Origin of the sequence: Celeribacter arenosi, from assembly GCF_039539485.1 — a bacterium.
Lineage (GTDB): Bacteria > Pseudomonadota > Alphaproteobacteria > Rhodobacterales > Rhodobacteraceae > Celeribacter > Celeribacter arenosi.
The window spans coordinates 1090076-1109126 of record NZ_BAABDF010000007.1 but is presented as its reverse complement, the minus strand read 5'-3'; the positions used below and the strand labels follow the sequence as shown (position 1 = coordinate 1109126).

The window sequence follows — 19051 nt, the reverse complement described above, 5'->3', positions numbered from 1 at the left end:
GATGCTGTCGCATTTCGGGGTCGGGAGCCGTGATCTGAAACGCTCCGAAGCCTTCTATGACGCTGTTCTTGCGTCGCTGGGTTTGCGGCAACGGACCGTCGAACCCGACGGCTCTGCGCCATCGCTATGCTGGGTTCATCCCGACCGGCCCTTGCCACGGTTCTACGTCTATACGCCATTCAATGGCGATCCGGCGACTGCGGGAAATGGTGTGATGATAGCCTTCATCGCACCGTCAATCGATGCGGTCGATGCAGCCCATAAGGCGGGTTTGGAACACGGCGGATCGGATGCGGGCGCACCTGGCCTGCGCCCCCATTATGCACCCGACTATTACGGGGCATATCTGATTGATCCCGATGAGAACAAAATTCACATCGTCCATCGGGAAGAATTGGTTCGGGAATTGGAAAAGACCGCGCGCCTTTAACTGCACGCGGTCGTTTTACTCTGCCGCAGCGGGTGCGTCGTCGCCGGAACCCTCAGATGCACCGCGATCAGTGGATTGATCCGAATTCTGATCCGCGGGTTTTTGGTTCGAAGATTCGTCTTTTGGCTTTCGCGGCTTTCGCGGGCTGCGCGCGCGGCGTGGCTTCTGTTCACCCTCGGGCGTCGTCACCAGACCGGCATTTGCATCGGGCTGTTCGCCGTCGCCGTCGACGAAGACCACGTTGGAATCCTTGCCCGCATCATCGGGTTTACGACCCGAGCGTGCATCTTCTTCCTCACGCCGTTTCTGGCGCTCGAGGCGTTCACGTTCCTGCTGATCGCGACGCTCGTTCTGTTCTGCTTCTTTGGCGAGACGTTCGGCTTCCATCTCTTTCTGGGCCTGACCCAGAAGCCGCAGATAGTGCTCTGCGTGTTGTTGGAAGTTTTCGGCGGCGACGCGGTCATTGCTGAGCTGCGCGTCACGGGCCAACTGGTTATATTTGTCGATGATCTGTTGCGGCGTGCCGCGCACCTTACCGTCAGGTCCTGAACTGTCAAAAACACGGTTCACGACATTGCCGACGGTCCGGTTGCGGTTATTGTTCTTCGACCGCGATCGATTTTTCGAGGATCTCATAAATGCTTATCTTTCGAGCCTGTGTGGGCCTGCCAAACAGGGCGGCCAAGTCGTCATGTGGCTTGTTTTCCCTAGCTCCCTAATCGGCGGAGCGTTCAGCGTCTTGCCTATGTGCTGGGGCGCGAACTGCGGGACCTCCATCCTGCGGTTGCCCGTTCAGTAATCATGCTACCGCGTTCAAGACAAGAAGTTTTTACCAAAAATGGGCTTTACGCTGCGATGTCGCGCCGTTTTATGGCACAAAACACGCTATTTACCCACATTTCGCGGATGCGGGTTTGGCAATTGCGCCCGCACGACGCGGTCACGTCCGTCCAGATCGCTGAGCACCCTGACTGCCTTAAATCCGGCCGCCAGCATCATGTCGGCAACCGCGCTGCCCTGTGTGGGACCGATTTCAACGATGAGCCGACCCCGCGGGCCCAAAAATCCGCGCGCCTGTGAAATGATTGTGCGAAAGGCCGACAGACCGTCCGCCTCATCGGTCAAGGCGCCGCGCGGTTCATGTGCCAGTTCGGGTGACAATGCATCCATTTCATCGGCGGCAATATAGGGCGGGTTCGACACGATCAGGTCAAATGTTCCCTCGACGCCTTCGAACCAATCCGCGCGCAACCAACGGGCACGCGATCCGACCCCGATGTGCTCTGCATTGCTGCGCGCGACGGCCAGAGCGGCCTCGGACGTGTCGGTGCCGAGCCCCTTGGCGAGCGGTTGTTCGGCCAAAAGCGTCAAAAGGATCGCCCCCGATCCGGTGCCCAGATCCAAGACGGCGGTAAAGGGTTTGGCCAGCGCTTCGATGACCAGTGTTTCGGTTTCGGGGCGCGGATCTAGAACATCACCGGACACTATGAAATCGCGACCGTAGAATGAACGCCGGCCGAGTATATGCGAAACCGGCACACGGGAAAGGCGCCGGTCCAGTGAGGTGGCGAACCGTTCGGCGGCCTCTTCGGGCATGGGATCAGGCAGGACCAGTGTCAGACGGTCGGGCGCAATGTCGAGCGCATGAGACATCAAAAGGCGCGCGTCGCGCCCTGCCCCCTCGATCCCCGCACCCGCAAGCGTTTTGGTCGCGGTGACAAGGACATCGCGAACCGAATTCACCCCTCCATCTCCGCCAGAAGCGCCGCCTGATGATCGGAAATGAGCGCATCCACGATGTCGTCCAGATCGCCGCCCATGATCGCATCCAGTTTGTAGAGCGTCAGGTTGATACGATGGTCCGTCATGCGGCCTTGGGGGAAGTTGTAGGTGCGGATACGTTCGGATCGATCGCCGGACCCGACTTGGGATTTCCGGCTGGCCGAGCGTTCATCGTGCAGTTTCTGCCGCTCCATATCGTAAAGGCGCGCCTTGAGAACATTCATCGCAATCTCGCGGTTGCGGTGCTGGGATTTCTCGGAGGATGTGACGACGATGCCAGAAGGAATATGGGTAATGCGCACGGCAGAGTCAGTCGTGTTGACGTGCTGTCCGCCGGCCCCGCTGGCGCGCATCGTGTCGATGCGGATGTCATTGGCGGCGATTTCGATGTCGACGTTCTGCGCCTCCGGCAGTACCGCAACCGTCGCCGCCGAGGTATGGATACGTCCGCCGCTTTCGGTTTCGGGCACGCGTTGCACGCGATGCACACCGCTTTCGAACTTCATGCGCGCGAAAACACCGTCGCCGGAGATATTGGCAATCGCTTCCTTCACACCGCCGAGTTCGGTTTCCGCAAGTTCGATCATCTCGAACTTCCAGCCGCGCGCTTCAGCGTAGCGTTGATACATCCGCAAAAGGTCACCGGCAAAAAGCGACGCTTCATCACCACCCGTCCCGGGACGGATTTCCAGAATTGCCGAACCTTTGTCCGCAGAGTCTTTTGGCAGGAGCGAAATCTGCAGCGCTTCCTCGGCTTCGGGCAATTGGGATTTGAGGTCGGGGAGTTCTTCCTCGGCCAACTCGCGCATGTCGGGATCGGCCAACATCGCTTCTGCATCGCCGATCTGGCTCAACAGGTCTTGGTAGGCGCGGATTTGGTCGATCACCGGCTTCAACTCGGAATACTCGCGCCCCAGGGCGGCGATATCGCCGGTCCCTTGGGACATGGCCGCTTCGATGTATTCAAAGCGTTGGAGAATTTGGTGCAAACGATCTTCGGGTATCATGCGTGATCTGTTGCCCTGAGAGCGGCGATGGGTCAAGCGGTGTTTGTATTTGACCGTCTAGAGGCCCGCGCCCTCGATCCATGCAGACACGCGTTTTCCGTTCACCCCGAGATCCGCGGCACCAAAACGCAGTCGCGCCAGAATGGCAATTTCAGCGCCCGCATCACTGCTGCGCACACCGATCGTCGTCAAATCGGGAAAACCCCAAAACGCGCTACGCGTCACGAATGTCATCCGCTGTTCGCCCGCACTGCCCGCGAGCACGCGCGTGCGTGGCGTGGTCTGTGCCTCATTTGCGAGCCGTTCAAAGGCCTCCACGGGCGGGTATGGCACCTCAAGGCGGCGCAAATCGCCCTTTCTATCGGGATCGGGTGCCGCGAAGGGGTCAACATGCCAGCGCTCCGGATCAAGGGGCGACAAGCGCACATAGGCCTGTGCTGCCGCGAAAAGCGCAAGAAGAACCCAAAGCATCCGCATCATCCTTTTCGACGGGTCCACCCGTACAGACAGATCAGTTCCATGGCGACATGGGCGCCCGCAATCGCAGTTGCACCGGTTGTGTCATAGGGCGGGGAAACCTCGACGACGTCGCCGCCTTTGAGGTCAATACCGGCCAGATCGCGCAACAACGCCGCCGCCTGCCAACTGGCCAGCCCGCCCCACACCGGCGTCCCGGTGCCCGGGGCAAATGCGGGATCGAGCGCGTCGATATCAAAGGTGAGGTAACACGGACGCTCGCCCACGATCTCTTTGACCCGCGCGGCGACAAAGCCCGTGCCCTTTTCGTGAACCGTGCGGGCATCCAGAATTTCGATCCCCATGGTGTCTGGGTTGTCGGTGCGGATACCGATCTGCACAGAGGTCGCAGGGTCGATCACGCCGGTTTTCACCGCCTTGTAGAACATCGTGCCGTGGTCGATCCGCGTCATGTCGTCATCGGCCCATGTGTCGGAGTGGGCGTCGATGTGGATCAGGGAAATTGGTCCGAACTTCTCCGCGTAAGCCTTTAAAATCGGGAAAGAAATATAGTGGTCACCGCCCAAGGTGATGCTACCCGAACCCGCGGCGAGGATGGTCGAAATGTGGTCTGTCAGGCGCTGCGGGAAAGCGGCAACATTGGCATAGTCAAAGGCGAGATCACCGTAGTCGACGACGTTCAATTCATCGAGCGGCGAATAGCCCCAACCATAGGGCGCATCAAAGGCCTGCAGAGCCGATGCCTCACGGATTGCGCGCGGGCCTAAACGTGTACCGGGGCGATTGGTCACCGCCTGATCAAAGGGCACGCCTGTCACGGCCAGATCAACACCTGCGAGGTCTTTGGTGTAACGGCGGCGCAAAAACGATAGCGCGCCTCCAAAGGCATTCTCAAAGGCCAATCCCCTGCCCGAACCGGTGAAAGCGAGGTCGATTTGTTCTTTCGCATCTTCAAGCGCCATGTGCCGCTCCGTTAATTGATTTTGGTTCACCCTAGCGCGCAGAGCGGCCATGGCAATTGTTCAAACACTTGGCGGCATGATCGGGGACCGTGCCCGTGTTTCGCCCGCCCGCCTCAGCTCGCGGCGGCCTTTTCCTCTAGGCGCAGCCATTCTTCTTCGGCTTGCGACAGCGCATTTTGCCGCTCTGTGAGCATTTGCGTCGCCTTGTTGAACTTCACCGGCTCACGCGAAAACAGCTCCGGATCAGAGAGCAATTCGGACAGCTTTGCAATCTCGGCTTCAATGCGCGAAATCTCTGCCGGGAGTGCTTCGAGACGGTGCTTTTCTGTGAATGACAGGACGTCTTTGGCCTTTGGAGCCTCTGATGTTGCGGTCTGCGGGGCAGTTGCCTTGGCGGGTGTATGCTTTGCCGTCTCACGCACCTTTTCACCGCGCTGCGAGAGGTAATCTGTCCATCCGCCCGCGTAGGCCGTCACCACACCCTGCCCCTCCATCGCAATGGTCTGCGTAGCGACGCGATCAATGAAATCACGATCGTGGGAGACCAACAGAACGGTCCCGTCAAAGTCGGTCAGAAGTTCCTGCAACAGGTCGAGCGTTTCGATGTCGAGATCGTTGGTCGGTTCATCGAGCACCAGCAAGTTCGACGGCTGCGCCATGATTTTAGCGAGAAGAAGCCGCGCCTTTTCACCGCCCGAAAGCGACGCGACGGGCGCGCGCGCCTGCGCATCGGTGAACAAAAATTCCTTTAGATAGCCGACCACATGTTTGGGCGTGCCCCGCACCATGACCTGATCGGCCTTGCCCGACACCCGCAGATCCTTGTCAGAGGTCATCGCCTCCCACAGGGTGAGGTCTTCGCGAATATTGGAACGTGCCTGATCAAAAATGGCCATCTCCAGCTTCGTGCCGAGTTTGACGGTGCCGGAATCAGGGGCCAGTTCGCCGGTCAACATTTTGAGCAGCGTGGTTTTGCCGATACCATTGGGCCCGACAAATGCGACCCGATCGCCACGCGCGATTTTGATCGAAAAATCACGCACGATCTGTTTGTCACCAAATGATTTGGTAATGGCTTCCGCCTCCACGACGCGTTTGCCGGACTTTTCGCCGACTTCCAACGCCATCGCCGCCGTGCCCTGCCGACGAATCTGGCCCGCGCGTTCGGCGCGAAGGTCATGGAGCGCGCGCACGCGGCCCATATTGCGTTTGCGGCGTGCCGAAATGCCTTCGACGGCCCATCTCGCCTCGGCCTTGATTTTGCGGTCGAGTTTATGGCGCTGCATGTCCTCTTCTTCGATCACCTTGTCGCGCCAGTCCTCGAAGGCCTCGAAACCCTTTTCCTGACGGCGCACCTGACCGCGGTCGATCCACAAGGTCGCCCGTGTCAGGTGGTTGAGAAACGCACGGTCGTGGGAAATCAGAACAAACGCCGCTTTGGTTTGACGCAATTCCTCTTCGAGCCAGGCAATCGCTTCGATATCGAGGTGGTTGGTCGGTTCGTCCAAAAGCATCAATTCGGGCGCTTCGGCCAAAAGCTTAGCCAAGGCCGCGCGCCGCCGCTCACCACCAGACGCGGTTGCAATGGGACCATAGGGATCGAATTTGAGCCCCTCGGCCACCATGTCGACCCGATAGGTTTCAGACGGGTCCAGACCGGAGGATGCAAAATCGCCCAGCGTTTCGAAACCCGACATGTCGGGGTCCTGCTCCATATAGCCGACCGAGGCGGACGGGCCGAGGACGCAGGTGCCTTGGTCGACTTCGACCAGTCCTGCCATGACCTTCATCAGCGTGGATTTACCCGATCCGTTTCGCCCGACGAGAGCAACGCGATCGCCCTCCTCCACGACAAGATCGAGACCTGCAAAGACGGGATCGCCCCCAAAAGTGAGGGAAATACCGGAGAGCTGTAATAGGGGTGCGCGTGCCATGCCATCCCGCTACTGCGCGGCGCGTGAAAGGTCAACGGATCACACGGTGGCAAACTGCGTGCCCCGTGCATTCCAGGCAGGAATGACGTCAAAGCCGCCCCTGTATTTTGGCCCTATCGTCGCGCGTAACCTTCAATCAGGAGGATTGAGTGATGAAAGCGAGACAAAGGCTTGCGACTTCCTGGCTTGGCACCAAAGGCGAAGATCATCCGCTCATGGCCCCACGTGACCAGATTGAGGATGTCTTCGACACCTTTGACGACGGGCTTTTCCAGTTAAAACCCCACTTTGGTATGCACAGCGACATTAGCGAAACCGACGAGGAGATTCGCATCACCGCTGAGCTACCCGGCATGACGTATGAGGATTTTGATATCACCGTGGATGGTCACAGTCTGACCATTGAAGGTGAGCAAAAACCCGAAGGCGCGGCGACAAAAACCCGCAAAATCGAGGTTAAAAATGTCTATTAACCAACTGATTTAACGTCAATAAAACGCCAAGAGTTGCAAAGCCGGACTGTGGCGGACTACCCCGCCACGGCCCGCAAAAGCTTTTTGCGTGCAGGTGGAATAGCGCCAATCTCCACCCCCGTAAACACGTGCATCGTGCCCAGATCACGGTCGACCACGGCGTGGTCGGATACCCAGCCTCCCATCATCAGATAGGTTTTCAACAAAGGCGGCATTTTCAACATGGCGCGTTTCGCATTGGGTTTGCGACGCAGCAGGGCCGCGAATTTGAAGACGTTCGGCGCCTTCACCTTTGGCAGGAACCGTTTCGGGCCGATGTGGCGGTGTTTAAGCATCGCGAGAGCGTCGGCGTGATCTTTCCATTCGGTGCCGTGGAAAGATGAACACCCGAAGAGCAATTTGACGCCGCGATCATCGACATAGGTCGTCATCGCCCCCCACGCGACGCGTAGAATATCGGGATCGCGCCAGTCGGGGTGTATACAGAAACGCCCCATCTCCAACATCCGGCCCTCAAAATCGGCGAGACTTTCGAGCCCATAATACTGTGCAGAATAGCACCGCGAAATGTCACTCCCGCGTTCAAGATCGAGAAACCGGAAAGTGCAGACGAGCGTGCCGGATTTACGCTCTTCGATCAGGACGTGCTGACAAAGGTCGTCAAATTGGTCCGCATCCAGACCCTGTGGGTGCGTTTGAGAGTCGGCCAGAAACGCACGGTAGCGCAGGCGCTGGGCCGCCACGATATCCGCAGGGGTCTGTGCAAAGCGTACCGAATACCGCCCTTTTCGTAGAGATAGCATCGTGTTTCCCTCTCAAGCCAGCCCCATGAATATGGTTTCGCAATCACTAACCCGCAAGATGTGACGGTTTCTTGACCACGCGCCGCTTGTCGTCAGAAATCAACCGCCTATTTCTACTGACATAGGCTTGGCCAGAGGATTTCATGAGCAAAATCACCAAAACCGACGAACAGTGGCGTCAAGAGTTAGATGCCGAAACCTATCGCGTGACACGCGAACACGGCACCGAACGCGCCTTTTCCCATCCCGGGTTCCCGAAATCGGAGGGGCTATTTACCTGCGCGTGCTGTGGTGCGGCCCTGTTTACCCAAGAGTCGAAATACGAATCCGGCTGTGGTTGGCCATCATTCTATGCGCCAAAACCCGACGCACCCGTCGCCGAAAGCCGTGACACGACCTTTGGCATGGTGCGCACCGAGGTCCATTGCGAGGAATGTGGCGCGCATCTGGGCCACGTATTTCCCGACGGGCCTGCCCCGACCGGCATGCGCTACTGCATCAACGGCGTGTCGATCCGGTTCACACCGTCCGAAAACGCCACCGAGAACTGAGGCCCCGTAAGTTACTGGATCAGCTGGTCGGCCGAAACGCGGCCAAGGTTGCCAAAGAGCTGCTGCAGGAACGTAACGCCCTGAACATTGGACTCCGTGACGCGCCGTGAAAGCGCGATTACACGCCCCTGTTCCAACCCGAACCGCTCGATATTGGTCACAACGCCACGATCATCAAAGGAAATGGCGACGATTTGGCGGTCGACTTCCTGTGGTTCGAAAGCGCCCAAGGTTTTGAAACGCGACCGCACGTAGTACCACCCCGAAGAGGCCAATAGCCCCTCTGTCCCGGGCTGGCCGATCACATCGGCCACGGTATCTTTGGAGTCGACCCCGACAATCACCTCGGAAAGCATTTCTTCGGAGGGAACATATCCGTGGTTGCGGAATTGGGCGACACAGGCGGTGAGAAACACGCATACAAACAGCGCCATACCCAGTCGCGTGCCGGATCTGACCGCGTGGAAGTTTGCTTTGCTCGTCATCTGCCCCTCTTGCCATATGCGGCCCTGATCCGTAATCGGCTTATAGAACTACCGCGTGGCGATCAAGGAGGCTCGGGCCAATGGCTCTCAACGGATTGACCGAATGGAACACATCTTTGCGAATTGCGGACCTTAAGGGAACGCGCACGCATCGCTTCACGATTGTTCCCGATGCCGAGCACATGAATGCTCTCGCAGAGGAACTCGATATATCCGCCCTGCGCAAAATGCGGTTTTCAGGCGAAATTCGCCCCTTTGGTAAAAGCGACTGGGAAATCGTCGCCACACTCGGCGCGACGGTCGTGCAGCCCTGCGTGGCCACGCTCGCGCCGGTGACCACGCGCATCGAGACGCCCGTTGAGCGGCGGTATCTGGCCGAGCTGAACGAGGAAATCGACGAGGACAGCGACGTCGAAATGCCCGAAGACGACACGATCGAGCCCCTTCCGGCGACGTTGAACCTCTCGGATCTGGCCGCAGAGGCCCTCGCGCTCGCCCTGCCCGACTACCCGCGCGCCGACGACGGGGCCCCGGTTTCGCTTCAGGTGACAGAGGCGGGAAAAGAGGCTATGACGGACGCCGACGCCAAACCTTTTGCGGCCCTGAAAGCCCTGCGTGACAAGCTGGGAAAAGACGGCTGAAAAGGTCGAAAAAAAAGGCTAACAAAACACTTGCAACCAACGCGATTCCGAGTATGTTCCCGGCTTCGTTTACCCCGCAGCCTCAGGCGGTCGGCCAATCGGCCGAACCCACCGTTCAACGGCGGCGACGGTTGCAAAGAGATAGAATTGAAACGGGACTAGATCGGATGCGCGATGCGCCCTCCGCGGCCCCTAAAATGACCGAGGTTGTGACATGGCTGTCCCCAAGAGTAAGATCACCCGTTCGCGCCGCAATATGCGTCGCTCCCATGACTCGCTGGTTGCTGGCAACCCGTCCGAGTGCCCGAACTGCGGCGAGCTCAAGCGCCCGCACCACGTTTGCGGCGCCTGCGGCCACTACGATGATCGTGAAATCGTCGCACAGGCCGACGAGATCGACCTCGACGAAGACGCAGCATAAGTCTACGCTCCTGTCATGAGCGCCACACCCTCGAAGACCGGTTCAAATCCCTCCGTTTCAACGGATGGTTCGGTCAAAGGGCGTTTGGCCGTTCGCGCCGGAATCAAAGTTACATTGGCGATTGACGCCATGGGTGGCGACCGCGGACCTTCCGCGGTCGTCGCTGGCATTTCGCGTTCTGCGAAGAAAAACCCCCACGTCCATTTTATTGTTTTCGGCGATGCCGAGGTTCTGGAGCCCCTGATCGAGCGCCGTCGTTGGCTGCGTGATCGGGTGACTTTGCGTGGAACCACAGGCGTTGTCACAATGGATGAAAAGCCTTCGCAGGCGATGCGGCGCGCCGATACATCGATGCGCGGCGCGATTGACGCGGTGCGTGACGGCGAAGCGCAGGCGATCGTATCCTGCGGCAATACCGGTGCGATGATGGCAACCGCGATGATCCGCCTGCGCCGGATCGAGGGGGTGAACCGCCCTGCTATCGCCTGCCTGTGGCCATCACGAAATGAAGGCGGCTTTAACGTGATGCTGGATGTGGGTGCTGATATCCGCGCCGACGCCCGCGATCTTTTGCAATACGCGATGATGGGCGCCTCTTATGCCCGCAATGGACTGGGCATCGACAATCCGCGTGTCGGCCTGCTCAACGTTGGCACGGAAGAACACAAAGGCCGCGCCGAAATCAAGGAAGCCCAAGACCTCATCGATCAGGCGAGCGGCATTGGCAGTTACAAATATGTCGGCTTTGTCGAAGGTGGCCATATCCCGTCTGCCGATGTGGACGTCATCGTCACCGACGGCTTCACCGGCAATGTGGCGTTGAAAACCGGCGAAGGCACCGCCCGACTCGTCGGTGACCTGCTCAAAGAAGCGTTCAAAGCGACTCCTTTGTCCCGTATCGCCGCCCTGCTCGCGCTCACCTCCATGCGCCGCCTGCAAAAACGAATTGATCCGCGACGTGTGAATGGCGGCGTGTTCCTCGGTTTGCGCGGAACGGTTGTGAAATCGCACGGCTCCGCCGATGCCACCGGCATTTCGTCCGCAATCAAATTGGCATACGAATTGGCGGCATCCGGCTTCACCGACAGGCTCGCGGCACGGGTTGCATCTGCTGCAGCGTCAGCGCAAACTACGCCTCAAGAATAATCAAAGACTGGACTACCATGGCCGTTCGGGCAGTCATCACCGGTGTGGGACACTATCTCCCCGAACGGGTCGTCGAAAACGCTGAGTTCGAGAAAACCCTCGACACGACGGACGAATGGATTCGCACCCGTTCCGGTATCGAGCGTCGCCATTTCGCCGCCGAAGGCGAAACCACCTCCACGATGGGTACTGCCGCGGCAAAGGCCGCGCTGTCCGATGCGGGGTGTGCGGCCGACGACATCGACGCGGTGATTGTCGCCACCTCCACGCCCGATCTCACCTTCCCGTCTGTCGCCACGATGATCCAAAAAGAATTGGGCATGGTGCGCGGCTTCGGCTTTGACGTGCAGGCCGTGTGTGCCGGGTTCATCTATGCGCTCTCCAATGCCAATGCACAGATCGTTTCCGGTCAGGCAAAGCGCATTCTGGTCATCGGCGCCGAAACTTTCAGCCGGATCCTCGACTGGACGGACCGTTCAACCTGCGTCCTTTTTGGCGATGGCGCTGGCGCGGTTGTCGTCGAGGCACAAGAAGGCCAAGGCACGTCATCCGACCGTGGCATTCTCGCCGTTGACCTAAATTCGGACGGCAATTATCGCGACATGCTCTATGTCGATGGTGGTGTGTCGACCACGGGCACCGCTGGCAAACTGCGGATGCAGGGCAATCCACTCTTCCGACAGGCCGTGCAAAAACTGGCCTCGACTGCCGAACTGGCCATTGAACGCGCCGGCATGGTGCCAGCGGATGTGGATTGGATTGTGCCCCATCAGGCCAACATCCGCATCATCGAAGGCACTGCCAAAAAGCTCGGGCACTCGATGGACAAGGTAGTTGTGACGGTCCAGGACCACGGCAATACCTCTGCTGCATCGATCCCTCTGGCCATGTCGGTCGGGCGAGATCGCGGCCAGATCAAAAGAGGCGATGTTATCGTCGCCGAGGCGATTGGTGGCGGACTTGCATGGGGCGCGGTCGTTCTGCGCTGGTAAAAGTCGCGCCAGAGTATGCCGATACAACGTCCGCCAAGTCATTGATATTGACGGATGCTTGGACGTCTGACACTCTCTGAGCGAACAAAGGTAGGGGAGTAAAATGAGCAAGACATTGACGCGTATGGACCTCAGCGAAGCTGTTTTTCGCGAAGTCGGACTTAGCCGCAACGAATCTGCTCAACTCGTCGAGAGCGTTCTGGACCATATTTCAGATGCGCTGATCGAGGGCGAAACAGTCAAGATTTCCTCATTTGGAACCTTCTCGGTGCGCTCCAAATCCGCCCGTGTCGGTCGCAATCCGAAAACCGGTGACGAAGCGCCAATCCCCGCACGTCGTGTTCTTACCTTCCGCCCTTCGCATTTGATGAAAGACCGCGTTGCGGCCGGAAACAAATCGTAAGGGACTGATTTGTAATGGAGAAGTCGCCCGACGCCTTCCGCACAATCAGCGAGGTTGCTGATTGGTTGGAAACCCCCGCGCATGTTTTGCGGTTCTGGGAAAGCCGGTTTTCACAGGTAAAACCCGTGAAACGGGCCGGTGGGCGCCGCTATTACCGCCCCAGCGACATGGCCCTTTTGGGTGGTATCAAAAAACTCCTCCACGACGACGGCATGACCATTCGCGGCGTACAAAAACTGCTGCGCGAGCAAGGCGTGAAACATGTCGCCTCCCTGTCGCCGGAAATTGATGGCGTCGCGCCGATTGAATCTCCTGCCATCGATTCCATTGACGTCGCGATCCCGTCCGCGCCAATGGCCGAGGATGTGCCGTCCCTGCCCGATCCTGTTGATGACGAACCGCGCGTGGTGCCTTTCGCGCCGATTTCCCAAAGCACGCCGCCAATTCGCACAGAGGCAGTGCCGCCGACTCCCGTCGAAACGCCCGAAGACATCGTCACGCCGCCACTGATGGACACGCAGGCGCTTGAAGCATCTGTCGAGGAGACACCGGACGCGCAGCCGACAGCACCCGCAGACTCTATTGAAGAACCGCACAATATCGAAGAGACGGCCGGCCCGCCCCCTGTGACCGAGAGCTTTAATTTCGACGCCGTTGAAACGCCGCCCGAGCCGGAAACATTTGGTGAAGTTGATGCTTCGCCCGTGGTTGAAGATGTCTCTGGGGCTGATGAAGAAGGCGTTGAAGAACTCGGTGATGTTTCCAATGTCTTCGCCTCCTCACAGCAGACCTATCCAGAAGACACATTTGGTCTAACCGAAGCAGAGGCGACGCATAATGAACCGACGACGCCATCGGTGAATGCCGTTGATGTGCCCGCAGATCCCGAAGACCGCGATGCAGATTTTACCGCAATCGGGGTTCTGGGGCGCTATTCGGCGACGGATTACGCGCGAATTCCTGCGTCCGAACTGTCCGCGTTGGTCGCGCGTGCAGAGGCATTGCACGCACGCCTTAACGGGTAGAATTAACTCGCGCGCCTTGCGTGTTTTCTCCTTGCCCCGCTCCCGAAAATCCGTATGAAAGGGCACCACGTCGGGCTATAGCGCAGCCTGGTAGCGCGTCCGTCTGGGGGACGGAAGGTCGCAGGTTCGAGTCCTGCTAGCCCGACCAAAACACCCCGTAATACCGCCCGTTCGCGACTTCCGCGACGGGCGGTTTTGCGTTAGACATTCCCAAAGACCTTGCGAGCTGCGATTGGGGACAGAAATGGGTGTACTAGCCGACCATAAAATCCGCGAGATGATCGCTAGCGGCGCCTTGTCGGCATCCCCCGAGATTACGGATGCGCAGGTTCAACCTGCCTCACTCGACCTGCGTCTCGCAAACCGTGCTTGGCGGGTTCGCGCCTCATTCCTCACAGGTGAAAATCAAACGGTCAGCGAACGTTTGCGCGAATTCGAGATGCATCAAATCGATCTTACCGATGGCGCGGTTCTCGAAAAGGGTTGTGTCTATGTTGTGCCCCTGATGGAGACATTGGATCTACCTGACGATGTTCAGGCCGTGGCCAATGCAAAGAGCTCTACAGGGCGGCTCGATCTTTTGACCCGCTTGATCACCGATGGTGGCACCGAATTCGACCGTATCCCCGCAGGCTACAAGGGTCCCCTGTTCGCAGAGATTTGTCCGCGCTCTTTCTCTGTCCTCGTGCGTCCCGGAATGCGGCTGAACCAGATCCGGTTCCGCAGCGGGCATGCGGTCCTCTCGGATGAGGAACTACTTGCTCTGCATGAAGCCACGCCTCTGGTCGATGGCGACGCGGTTATTGATCAGGGTTTGGGATTCTCGGTCGACCTGAAACCGGCAGAGGGGGACCTCGTCGGGTATCGCGCCAAACCACATACCGGCGTGATCGACCTCGACCGGATCGGCCATTATGCGCCGGATGAATACTGGGAGCCTATTCATACGCGCGATGGTCGCATCATCCTCGATCCCGGCGCATTCTACATTCTTGTCAGTCGCGAAGCTGTCCATATCCCCCCGAATTATGCCGCCGAAATGGCGCCCTATCTGGCCATGGTTGGTGAGTTTCGCGTGCACTATGCGGGCTTCTTTGATCCCGGGTTCGGGCATGCGACCGCGGGCGGAACGGGGTCACGCGGTGTTTTGGAAGTCCGCTGCCATGAAGCGCCCTTTGTTCTGGAACACGGGCAAGTTGTCGGGCGATTGGTTTATGAGAAAATGGAGAGCGCCCCGGATCGCCTGTACGGTGCAGATCTGGCCTCCAACTATCAGGGTCAGGGCCTCAAGCTCGCCAAACATTTCCGGACGTGAGTGCGGGATGGGTTCGTCAGTTTAGCCGCAAGATTGGCGACTGAACACGGTTTCGACCGCTGAATTTGGCCATATAGAGCGCGGCGTCTGCTTCACGGATCACCATGTCCACCGAGGGAACCGCCGCGACATTGTACACCGCCACGCCCATGGACAGGGTCACGTGCACATTTCCGCATGCGGGATCGTGCCACGAAACGTGTTGCGCAACTGCGGAGCGCAACGATTCAGCGGTATCGAGTGTCCCCGTCAGATCGCAATCCGCGAGAAGGATCAGGAATTCCTCGCCCCCCCACCGAACCAACACATCAGAGGCGCGAAGGCATTCTTTCATCCTGCGGGCCACATCAATGATGACCTCATCGCCAACCTGATGGCCACTGGTGTCATTGACCCGTTTGAAATGGTCGATGTCTGCAAGGATCACACCGACTTTTCGCGCCGGATCCAAAGCCACGTCGGCCTTGTCAGGCGCGCTGACGTCATTGAGATAGTCAATCGCACCTCTTCGGTTCAACAGCCCCGTCATCGGATCCAACACGACCTTTCGTGCCAGTTCACGAGCCATCATGCGATTATCACGCTCCACGCGCGCGATACGGGGTCCCGAGACCAGAATGGTTACAATAAAAAACGAGATGACGGCGGAAAGCGTCCATTCACTTTGTCCCTCACTGATGATTTCAGTTCCGAGAAGCCCGATGACCCAAACCCCGAGGATCATCGCGGCGATCTGACCGCGCGCAAAGCGCGCCCAAACCGTATTGGTCAGGATCGGTCTCAAATAGGCAGTCCGCGAGAATGACAGAACCTTGGCAGCCGCCAATAACGTCAATGCCATCAGCGACATCGGAGACATTGCGCCATATCCGCCGCTTTGGCCCAACGTGTAGCTCAGAAATGCATAGGTAATCGGGATCAATCCCGCGAGCACGATAATCAAGGCGATGCGTTCGAACCGACGCCGCAATAGCGCGCCCAAAGACAGGGCTGCAATCACGATGGCTGTGTTGCTTCCAGTGAAAATGTCCGGATTGACGCCGCCGGTTACCTTTTCCACCGTCTCCATGATCCATCGCGTGCCCAGCACATTACTTTCATAGAGATGACCGCACGAAATCACGAAGCAACTCAGAAAGAGCGCCCGCCGCAGAGGGGTTTCCCGATTGAACACGCCGCCGCCGAGGATGGCGACTGACAACATGATCACCAAAAGAGCCGTAAGAGGATGGGTGCCGTTCGCCCATTTTACAACGGACAGATCGTTGAGTTCGCGAAGCACAAAAATGCCGATAATGGCGGCAAACAGAACGCCCAATCGCGCAATGGCCCAATGGGCGCGGATTGCAAAACGAACCGGCGCGATTTGCCAGCGGGTACCATGGGTCGTGGCAGGTCTTGGAACACTCATACTGGGAAATCGCATCCGTTCTAGTTGGTAAACCGGACATCCTGCCCTGTTCCAACTTCTACGACGGATGCTTGAAGAACCCATTAATCGACCCGCAAAAAAACGATGCGGCCGTGTGAACCGGATTGTCCCTGCGTGTTATTTTCGGCCCATGCGTCGGGCCATTTTCGCTGCACGCTTGGCATTTTTCACGGCGTCGGCGTCCATCTGCGGCGCGTTTTGAGAGGCCGCACCGGTTTTTGCACCGCCCTTGCGCGAGGCAACTTTCACCCCCGCATCGATCCCCTTGTTGACGAGTCGATTGGTGATCCTGCGGATTACCATGTTGATAATTCTATCTAAATTCATGTCTATGGTCCCTTCCCGTCAGACGTTTTCCAGATCACGCGTCATCCTCGAAGAGGTCGTCCTGATCTTCGTCTTCTTCGCCCTCATCGCCGAGTCCGGGCAAAGGTCGGCTCTCCAACAATCCTGCGGCGCGCAGTTCTTTCACACCTGGCAGATCTCGCGCGCTCTCTAGTCCGAAGTGATCGAGGAACGCGGGCGTTACCACATAGGTAACGGGGCGACCGGGCGACATGCGACGGCGCCCGAAACGGATCCACTCCAGTTCGATGAGCTGATCCAACGTCCCGCGCGACACCGAGACGCCACGGATTTCTTCAATTTCGGCCCGTGTGCAGGGCTGATGATAGGCGATAATCGCAAGGGTTTCGATGGCGGCGCGCGACAGTTTGCGCGTCTCCACCGTCTCCTTTTGCATCAGATATCCAAGGTCAGGTGCGGTGCGCAGCGCATAGGCGTCACCATTGCGCACCACGCGGACACCGCGCCCTTCATAGCGTTTGGTCAGTTGTTCAATGGCCACCTTTGCATCACACCCATGGGGCATGCGTGCGTTGAGTTCGCTGATGCTGACCGGTTCGGCGGATGCGAAAAGGACGGCTTCGACCATTCGTTCCTGTTCGGCCAATGGGGGTGCCTCGAACAGGCTTTCCTTGGCGTCTATTGCCTCTGCATCGTCCTGCATTAGTGACCTCGCGATTTGATCTCGATCGGGGCAAACATGCCGCCCTGCCGGATTTCGATTTTACCCTGTTTCGCCAATTCGAGTGACGCGGCAAATGTCGCCGCCGTGGCCGAGCGTCGTCGTTTCGGCTCTAACTCCCAGCCCTCGGGCAGATAGGACGACAGATCGGTCCAATCACCGGCATAACCGATTAATCCCCGCATCCGGTCGAGCGCCTGTTCGAGCGTGTAGACACTTTCGCGGTCCATCACGAAGGGGCGGAATTCATCCTTTGTGCGCACCCGCGCGTAGCCCTGCATCAGGTCCATGAGGGTGGCGGTATAAGTCACGTGGCGCAGACGCTCGACCTCTTCGGGAATGCCGCGTACAAAGAAATCGCGGCCCTTTTGATCACGCGCCATGAGTTTGGCCGCCGCTTCGCGCATCGCTTCGAGGCGCTGCAACTGGAACGCCAAATGGGCGGCCAGTTCGGCACCCGATGGTCCCTCATCTGCGGGATCGGGTGGCAAAAGCAGGCGTGATTTCAAAAACGCCAACCACGCCGCCATCACCAGATAGTCTGCAGCCAGTTCGAGACGAAGTTCTTTGGCCTTTTCGACGAACAATAGATATTGCTGCGCGAGTTGCAGGACCGAGATTTTCAGCAAATCGACCTTTTGGCTGCGCGACAATGTCAGCAAGAGATCCAACGGCCCTTCGAAGCCATCAACATCGACGACCAAAGCTTCCGCTTCGAGGCGTTCTTCAACGCTTAGCGTCAGAACATCGCTGTCAAACTGGTCCTCACCGGACATGGGCCCTGCGCCTGCTTTTTCTACCGCGTTAGCCTGTCAAATTCAGCGGCGAGCGCGGGGATGTCAATGCCCTGTGGTTTGGGGCGCGCGGTGGCGGCGCGATCGGAACGCTCATGCGCGGGGCCGGTCATTTTACCGATCTTCGCGATCGCGGCCATTTCGCCCAGGTCCCCGTTACAATGGAGAACCAAATCACACCCTGCAGCGATCGATTTTTCGGCCCGCGACAGGATCGTGCCATCGAGAGCCTCCATGGAAACATCGTCGCTCATCAGAAGCCCATCAAACCCGATATCCTCGCGAATGACGGCAATGACGGCGGGGCTATGGGTGGCGCAGGCCTGCGGGTCGATCGCCTCCATGACGATATGCGCCGTCATGGCCATGGATAGGTCGCTCAGCGCGCGGAACGGGGCAAAATCGTCGTCCAATTCGGCGCGGCTCGCGCTAACGCGGGGCAATTCGAGGTGGCTGTCGCTCGTGCCGCGACCATGCCCGGGCAGGTGTTTCATCACCGGCGCCACGCCCGCGGCGGCCATCCCGTCGACATGGGCCCGCCCAAGCACCGCGACCTTTTCCGGGTCCGTGCCATAGCAACGGTTGTAGAGAAAAGGATGGGTGTCGGGCTGGGCCACGTCGAGAAGCGGCGCACAGTTCACGTCAATTCCCAACTCGGAAAGCTCCGCACCAATCAAGGCACCGCGCAGCCACATCGCGCGCTCGGGGTCTGACGTCGCAGTGACCATGTCCAGCGGCGGTTGGTGTTCCTGCCATTGTGGACCGCGGAGCCGCTGGACACGCCCGCCCTCCTGATCAATGAGAATCGGCGCGTGCCACCCCACCGCTTCGCGCAGATCAGCGCACAGCCGGATGATCTGCGGCGCGGATTGAATGTTGCGCGCAAAGAGAATGAACCCCCATGGGTCCGCATCCCGAAAAAACGCCGCCTCCTTAGAGGTCAAAACGGGA

At 58.7% G+C, this 19051-nt stretch carries 23 protein-coding genes and 1 tRNA gene; 11 read left to right on the top strand and 13 right to left on the bottom strand.

Annotation, left to right across the window (positions count from 1 at the left end; translation table 11 throughout):
* The first annotated feature begins 1 nt into the window (after position 1).
* Positions 2-430 (top strand): VOC family protein, encoded by a 429-nt coding sequence (locus tag ABD815_RS13015; protein WP_344847711.1) that lies wholly within the window; start codon positions 2-4, stop codon positions 428-430.
* A gap of 15 nt (positions 431-445) precedes the next feature.
* Here the strand turns inward: ABD815_RS13015 and ABD815_RS13010 are convergent, their stop codons facing one another.
* From ABD815_RS13010 to ABD815_RS12985, 6 genes are all read right to left on the bottom strand, one after another.
* Positions 446-1066: a DUF4167 domain-containing protein gene (locus tag ABD815_RS13010; protein ID WP_344847709.1), complete on the bottom strand. Its 621-nt coding sequence runs from the start codon at positions 1064-1066 to the stop codon at positions 446-448.
* A gap of 249 nt (positions 1067-1315) precedes the next feature.
* Entirely contained in the window at positions 1316-2173 is an 858-nt protein-coding gene (gene prmC / locus ABD815_RS13005; RefSeq protein WP_344847708.1) for a peptide chain release factor N(5)-glutamine methyltransferase, read from the bottom strand.
* Complete coding sequence (gene prfA, locus ABD815_RS13000; protein ID WP_344847707.1) at positions 2170-3219, bottom strand: peptide chain release factor 1; 1050 nt, start codon at positions 3217-3219, stop codon at positions 2170-2172. Before prfA ends, prmC begins: the two co-directional genes overlap by 4 nt.
* Positions 3220-3276: 57 nt before the next feature.
* Entirely contained in the window at positions 3277-3690 is a 414-nt protein-coding gene (locus ABD815_RS12995; RefSeq protein ID WP_344847705.1) for a DUF1499 domain-containing protein, read from the bottom strand.
* A gap of 5 nt (positions 3691-3695) precedes the next feature.
* Entirely contained in the window at positions 3696-4658 is a 963-nt protein-coding gene (gene speB, locus ABD815_RS12990; RefSeq protein ID WP_344847704.1) for an agmatinase, read from the bottom strand.
* Between the two features lie 113 nt (positions 4659-4771).
* Positions 4772-6592, bottom strand: coding sequence for an ABC-F family ATP-binding cassette domain-containing protein (locus ABD815_RS12985; protein WP_344847702.1), 1821 nt, complete (start codon positions 6590-6592; stop codon positions 4772-4774).
* Positions 6593-6744: 152 nt separating this feature from the next.
* Here ABD815_RS12985 and ABD815_RS12980 point away from each other — a divergent pair, with 152 nt between their 5' ends.
* Positions 6745-7065 (top strand): Hsp20/alpha crystallin family protein, encoded by a 321-nt coding sequence (locus ABD815_RS12980; RefSeq protein WP_344847700.1) that lies wholly within the window; start codon positions 6745-6747, stop codon positions 7063-7065.
* Positions 7066-7121: 56 nt separating this feature from the next.
* Here ABD815_RS12980 and ABD815_RS12975 read toward each other — a convergent pair whose 3' ends face one another.
* Positions 7122-7868, bottom strand: coding sequence for a GNAT family N-acetyltransferase (locus ABD815_RS12975; protein WP_344847698.1), 747 nt, complete (start codon positions 7866-7868; stop codon positions 7122-7124).
* Positions 7869-8011: 143 nt separating this feature from the next.
* Between ABD815_RS12975 and msrB the strand changes: the two genes are divergently transcribed.
* Entirely contained in the window at positions 8012-8419 is a 408-nt protein-coding gene (msrB, locus tag ABD815_RS12970; protein ID WP_344847697.1) for a peptide-methionine (R)-S-oxide reductase MsrB, read from the top strand.
* An 11-nt stretch (positions 8420-8430) separates the two neighbouring features.
* Here the strand turns inward: msrB and ABD815_RS12965 are convergent, their stop codons facing one another.
* Complete coding sequence (locus ABD815_RS12965) at positions 8431-8904, bottom strand: outer membrane protein assembly factor BamE (protein ID WP_344847695.1); 474 nt, start codon at positions 8902-8904, stop codon at positions 8431-8433.
* Between the two features lie 80 nt (positions 8905-8984).
* Here ABD815_RS12965 and ABD815_RS12960 point away from each other — a divergent pair, with 80 nt between their 5' ends.
* From ABD815_RS12960 to ABD815_RS12925, 8 genes are all read left to right on the top strand, one after another.
* A complete protein-coding gene (locus tag ABD815_RS12960; protein WP_344847693.1) occupies positions 8985-9545 on the top strand; it encodes a YceD family protein in 561 nt (186 codons plus the stop codon).
* Positions 9546-9759: 214 nt separating this feature from the next.
* Positions 9760-9966 (top strand): 50S ribosomal protein L32, encoded by a 207-nt coding sequence (gene rpmF, locus ABD815_RS12955; RefSeq protein WP_344847691.1) that lies wholly within the window; start codon positions 9760-9762, stop codon positions 9964-9966.
* A 15-nt stretch (positions 9967-9981) separates the two neighbouring features.
* Positions 9982-11112 (top strand): phosphate acyltransferase PlsX, encoded by a 1131-nt coding sequence (plsX, locus tag ABD815_RS12950; RefSeq protein WP_344847689.1) that lies wholly within the window; start codon positions 9982-9984, stop codon positions 11110-11112.
* Positions 11113-11129: 17 nt separating this feature from the next.
* On the top strand, positions 11130-12104 hold the full coding sequence (locus tag ABD815_RS12945; RefSeq protein WP_344847687.1) for a beta-ketoacyl-ACP synthase III: 975 nt from the start codon (positions 11130-11132) through the stop codon (positions 12102-12104).
* 103 nt (positions 12105-12207) lie between these two features.
* Entirely contained in the window at positions 12208-12507 is a 300-nt protein-coding gene (ihfA, locus tag ABD815_RS12940) for an integration host factor subunit alpha (protein WP_344847685.1), read from the top strand.
* Positions 12508-12521: 14 nt separating this feature from the next.
* A complete protein-coding gene (locus ABD815_RS12935; RefSeq protein WP_344847683.1) occupies positions 12522-13532 on the top strand; it encodes a MerR family transcriptional regulator in 1011 nt (336 codons plus the stop codon).
* Between the two features lie 71 nt (positions 13533-13603).
* Positions 13604-13680, top strand: a tRNA-Pro gene (locus ABD815_RS12930).
* Positions 13681-13776: 96 nt separating this feature from the next.
* Positions 13777-14847 (top strand): 2'-deoxycytidine 5'-triphosphate deaminase, encoded by a 1071-nt coding sequence (locus ABD815_RS12925; protein WP_344847682.1) that lies wholly within the window; start codon positions 13777-13779, stop codon positions 14845-14847.
* A gap of 16 nt (positions 14848-14863) precedes the next feature.
* Here ABD815_RS12925 and ABD815_RS12920 read toward each other — a convergent pair whose 3' ends face one another.
* The 5 genes from ABD815_RS12920 to ABD815_RS12900 all read right to left on the bottom strand — a co-directional run bounded on the left by ABD815_RS12920 (position 14864) and on the right by ABD815_RS12900 (position 19044).
* Positions 14864-16258 carry a GGDEF domain-containing protein gene (locus ABD815_RS12920; RefSeq protein ID WP_344847680.1) on the bottom strand — a complete coding sequence of 465 codons (1395 nt, stop codon included), beginning with the start codon at positions 16256-16258 and terminating at the stop codon, positions 14864-14866.
* A gap of 138 nt (positions 16259-16396) precedes the next feature.
* On the bottom strand, positions 16397-16606 hold the full coding sequence (locus ABD815_RS12915) for a hypothetical protein (RefSeq protein ID WP_344847678.1): 210 nt from the start codon (positions 16604-16606) through the stop codon (positions 16397-16399).
* A 34-nt stretch (positions 16607-16640) separates the two neighbouring features.
* Positions 16641-17288 carry an SMC-Scp complex subunit ScpB gene (gene scpB, locus ABD815_RS12910; RefSeq protein ID WP_344847676.1) on the bottom strand — a complete coding sequence of 216 codons (648 nt, stop codon included), beginning with the start codon at positions 17286-17288 and terminating at the stop codon, positions 16641-16643.
* Positions 17288-18082 carry a segregation and condensation protein A gene (locus tag ABD815_RS12905; RefSeq protein WP_344847674.1) on the bottom strand — a complete coding sequence of 265 codons (795 nt, stop codon included), beginning with the start codon at positions 18080-18082 and terminating at the stop codon, positions 17288-17290. The genes scpB and ABD815_RS12905 overlap by 1 nt, the downstream gene beginning before the upstream one ends.
* Positions 18083-18102: 20 nt before the next feature.
* Positions 18103-19044 carry a glycoside hydrolase family 3 N-terminal domain-containing protein gene (locus ABD815_RS12900; RefSeq protein ID WP_344847673.1) on the bottom strand — a complete coding sequence of 314 codons (942 nt, stop codon included), beginning with the start codon at positions 19042-19044 and terminating at the stop codon, positions 18103-18105.
* Between the last annotated feature and the right edge of the window lie 7 nt (positions 19045-19051).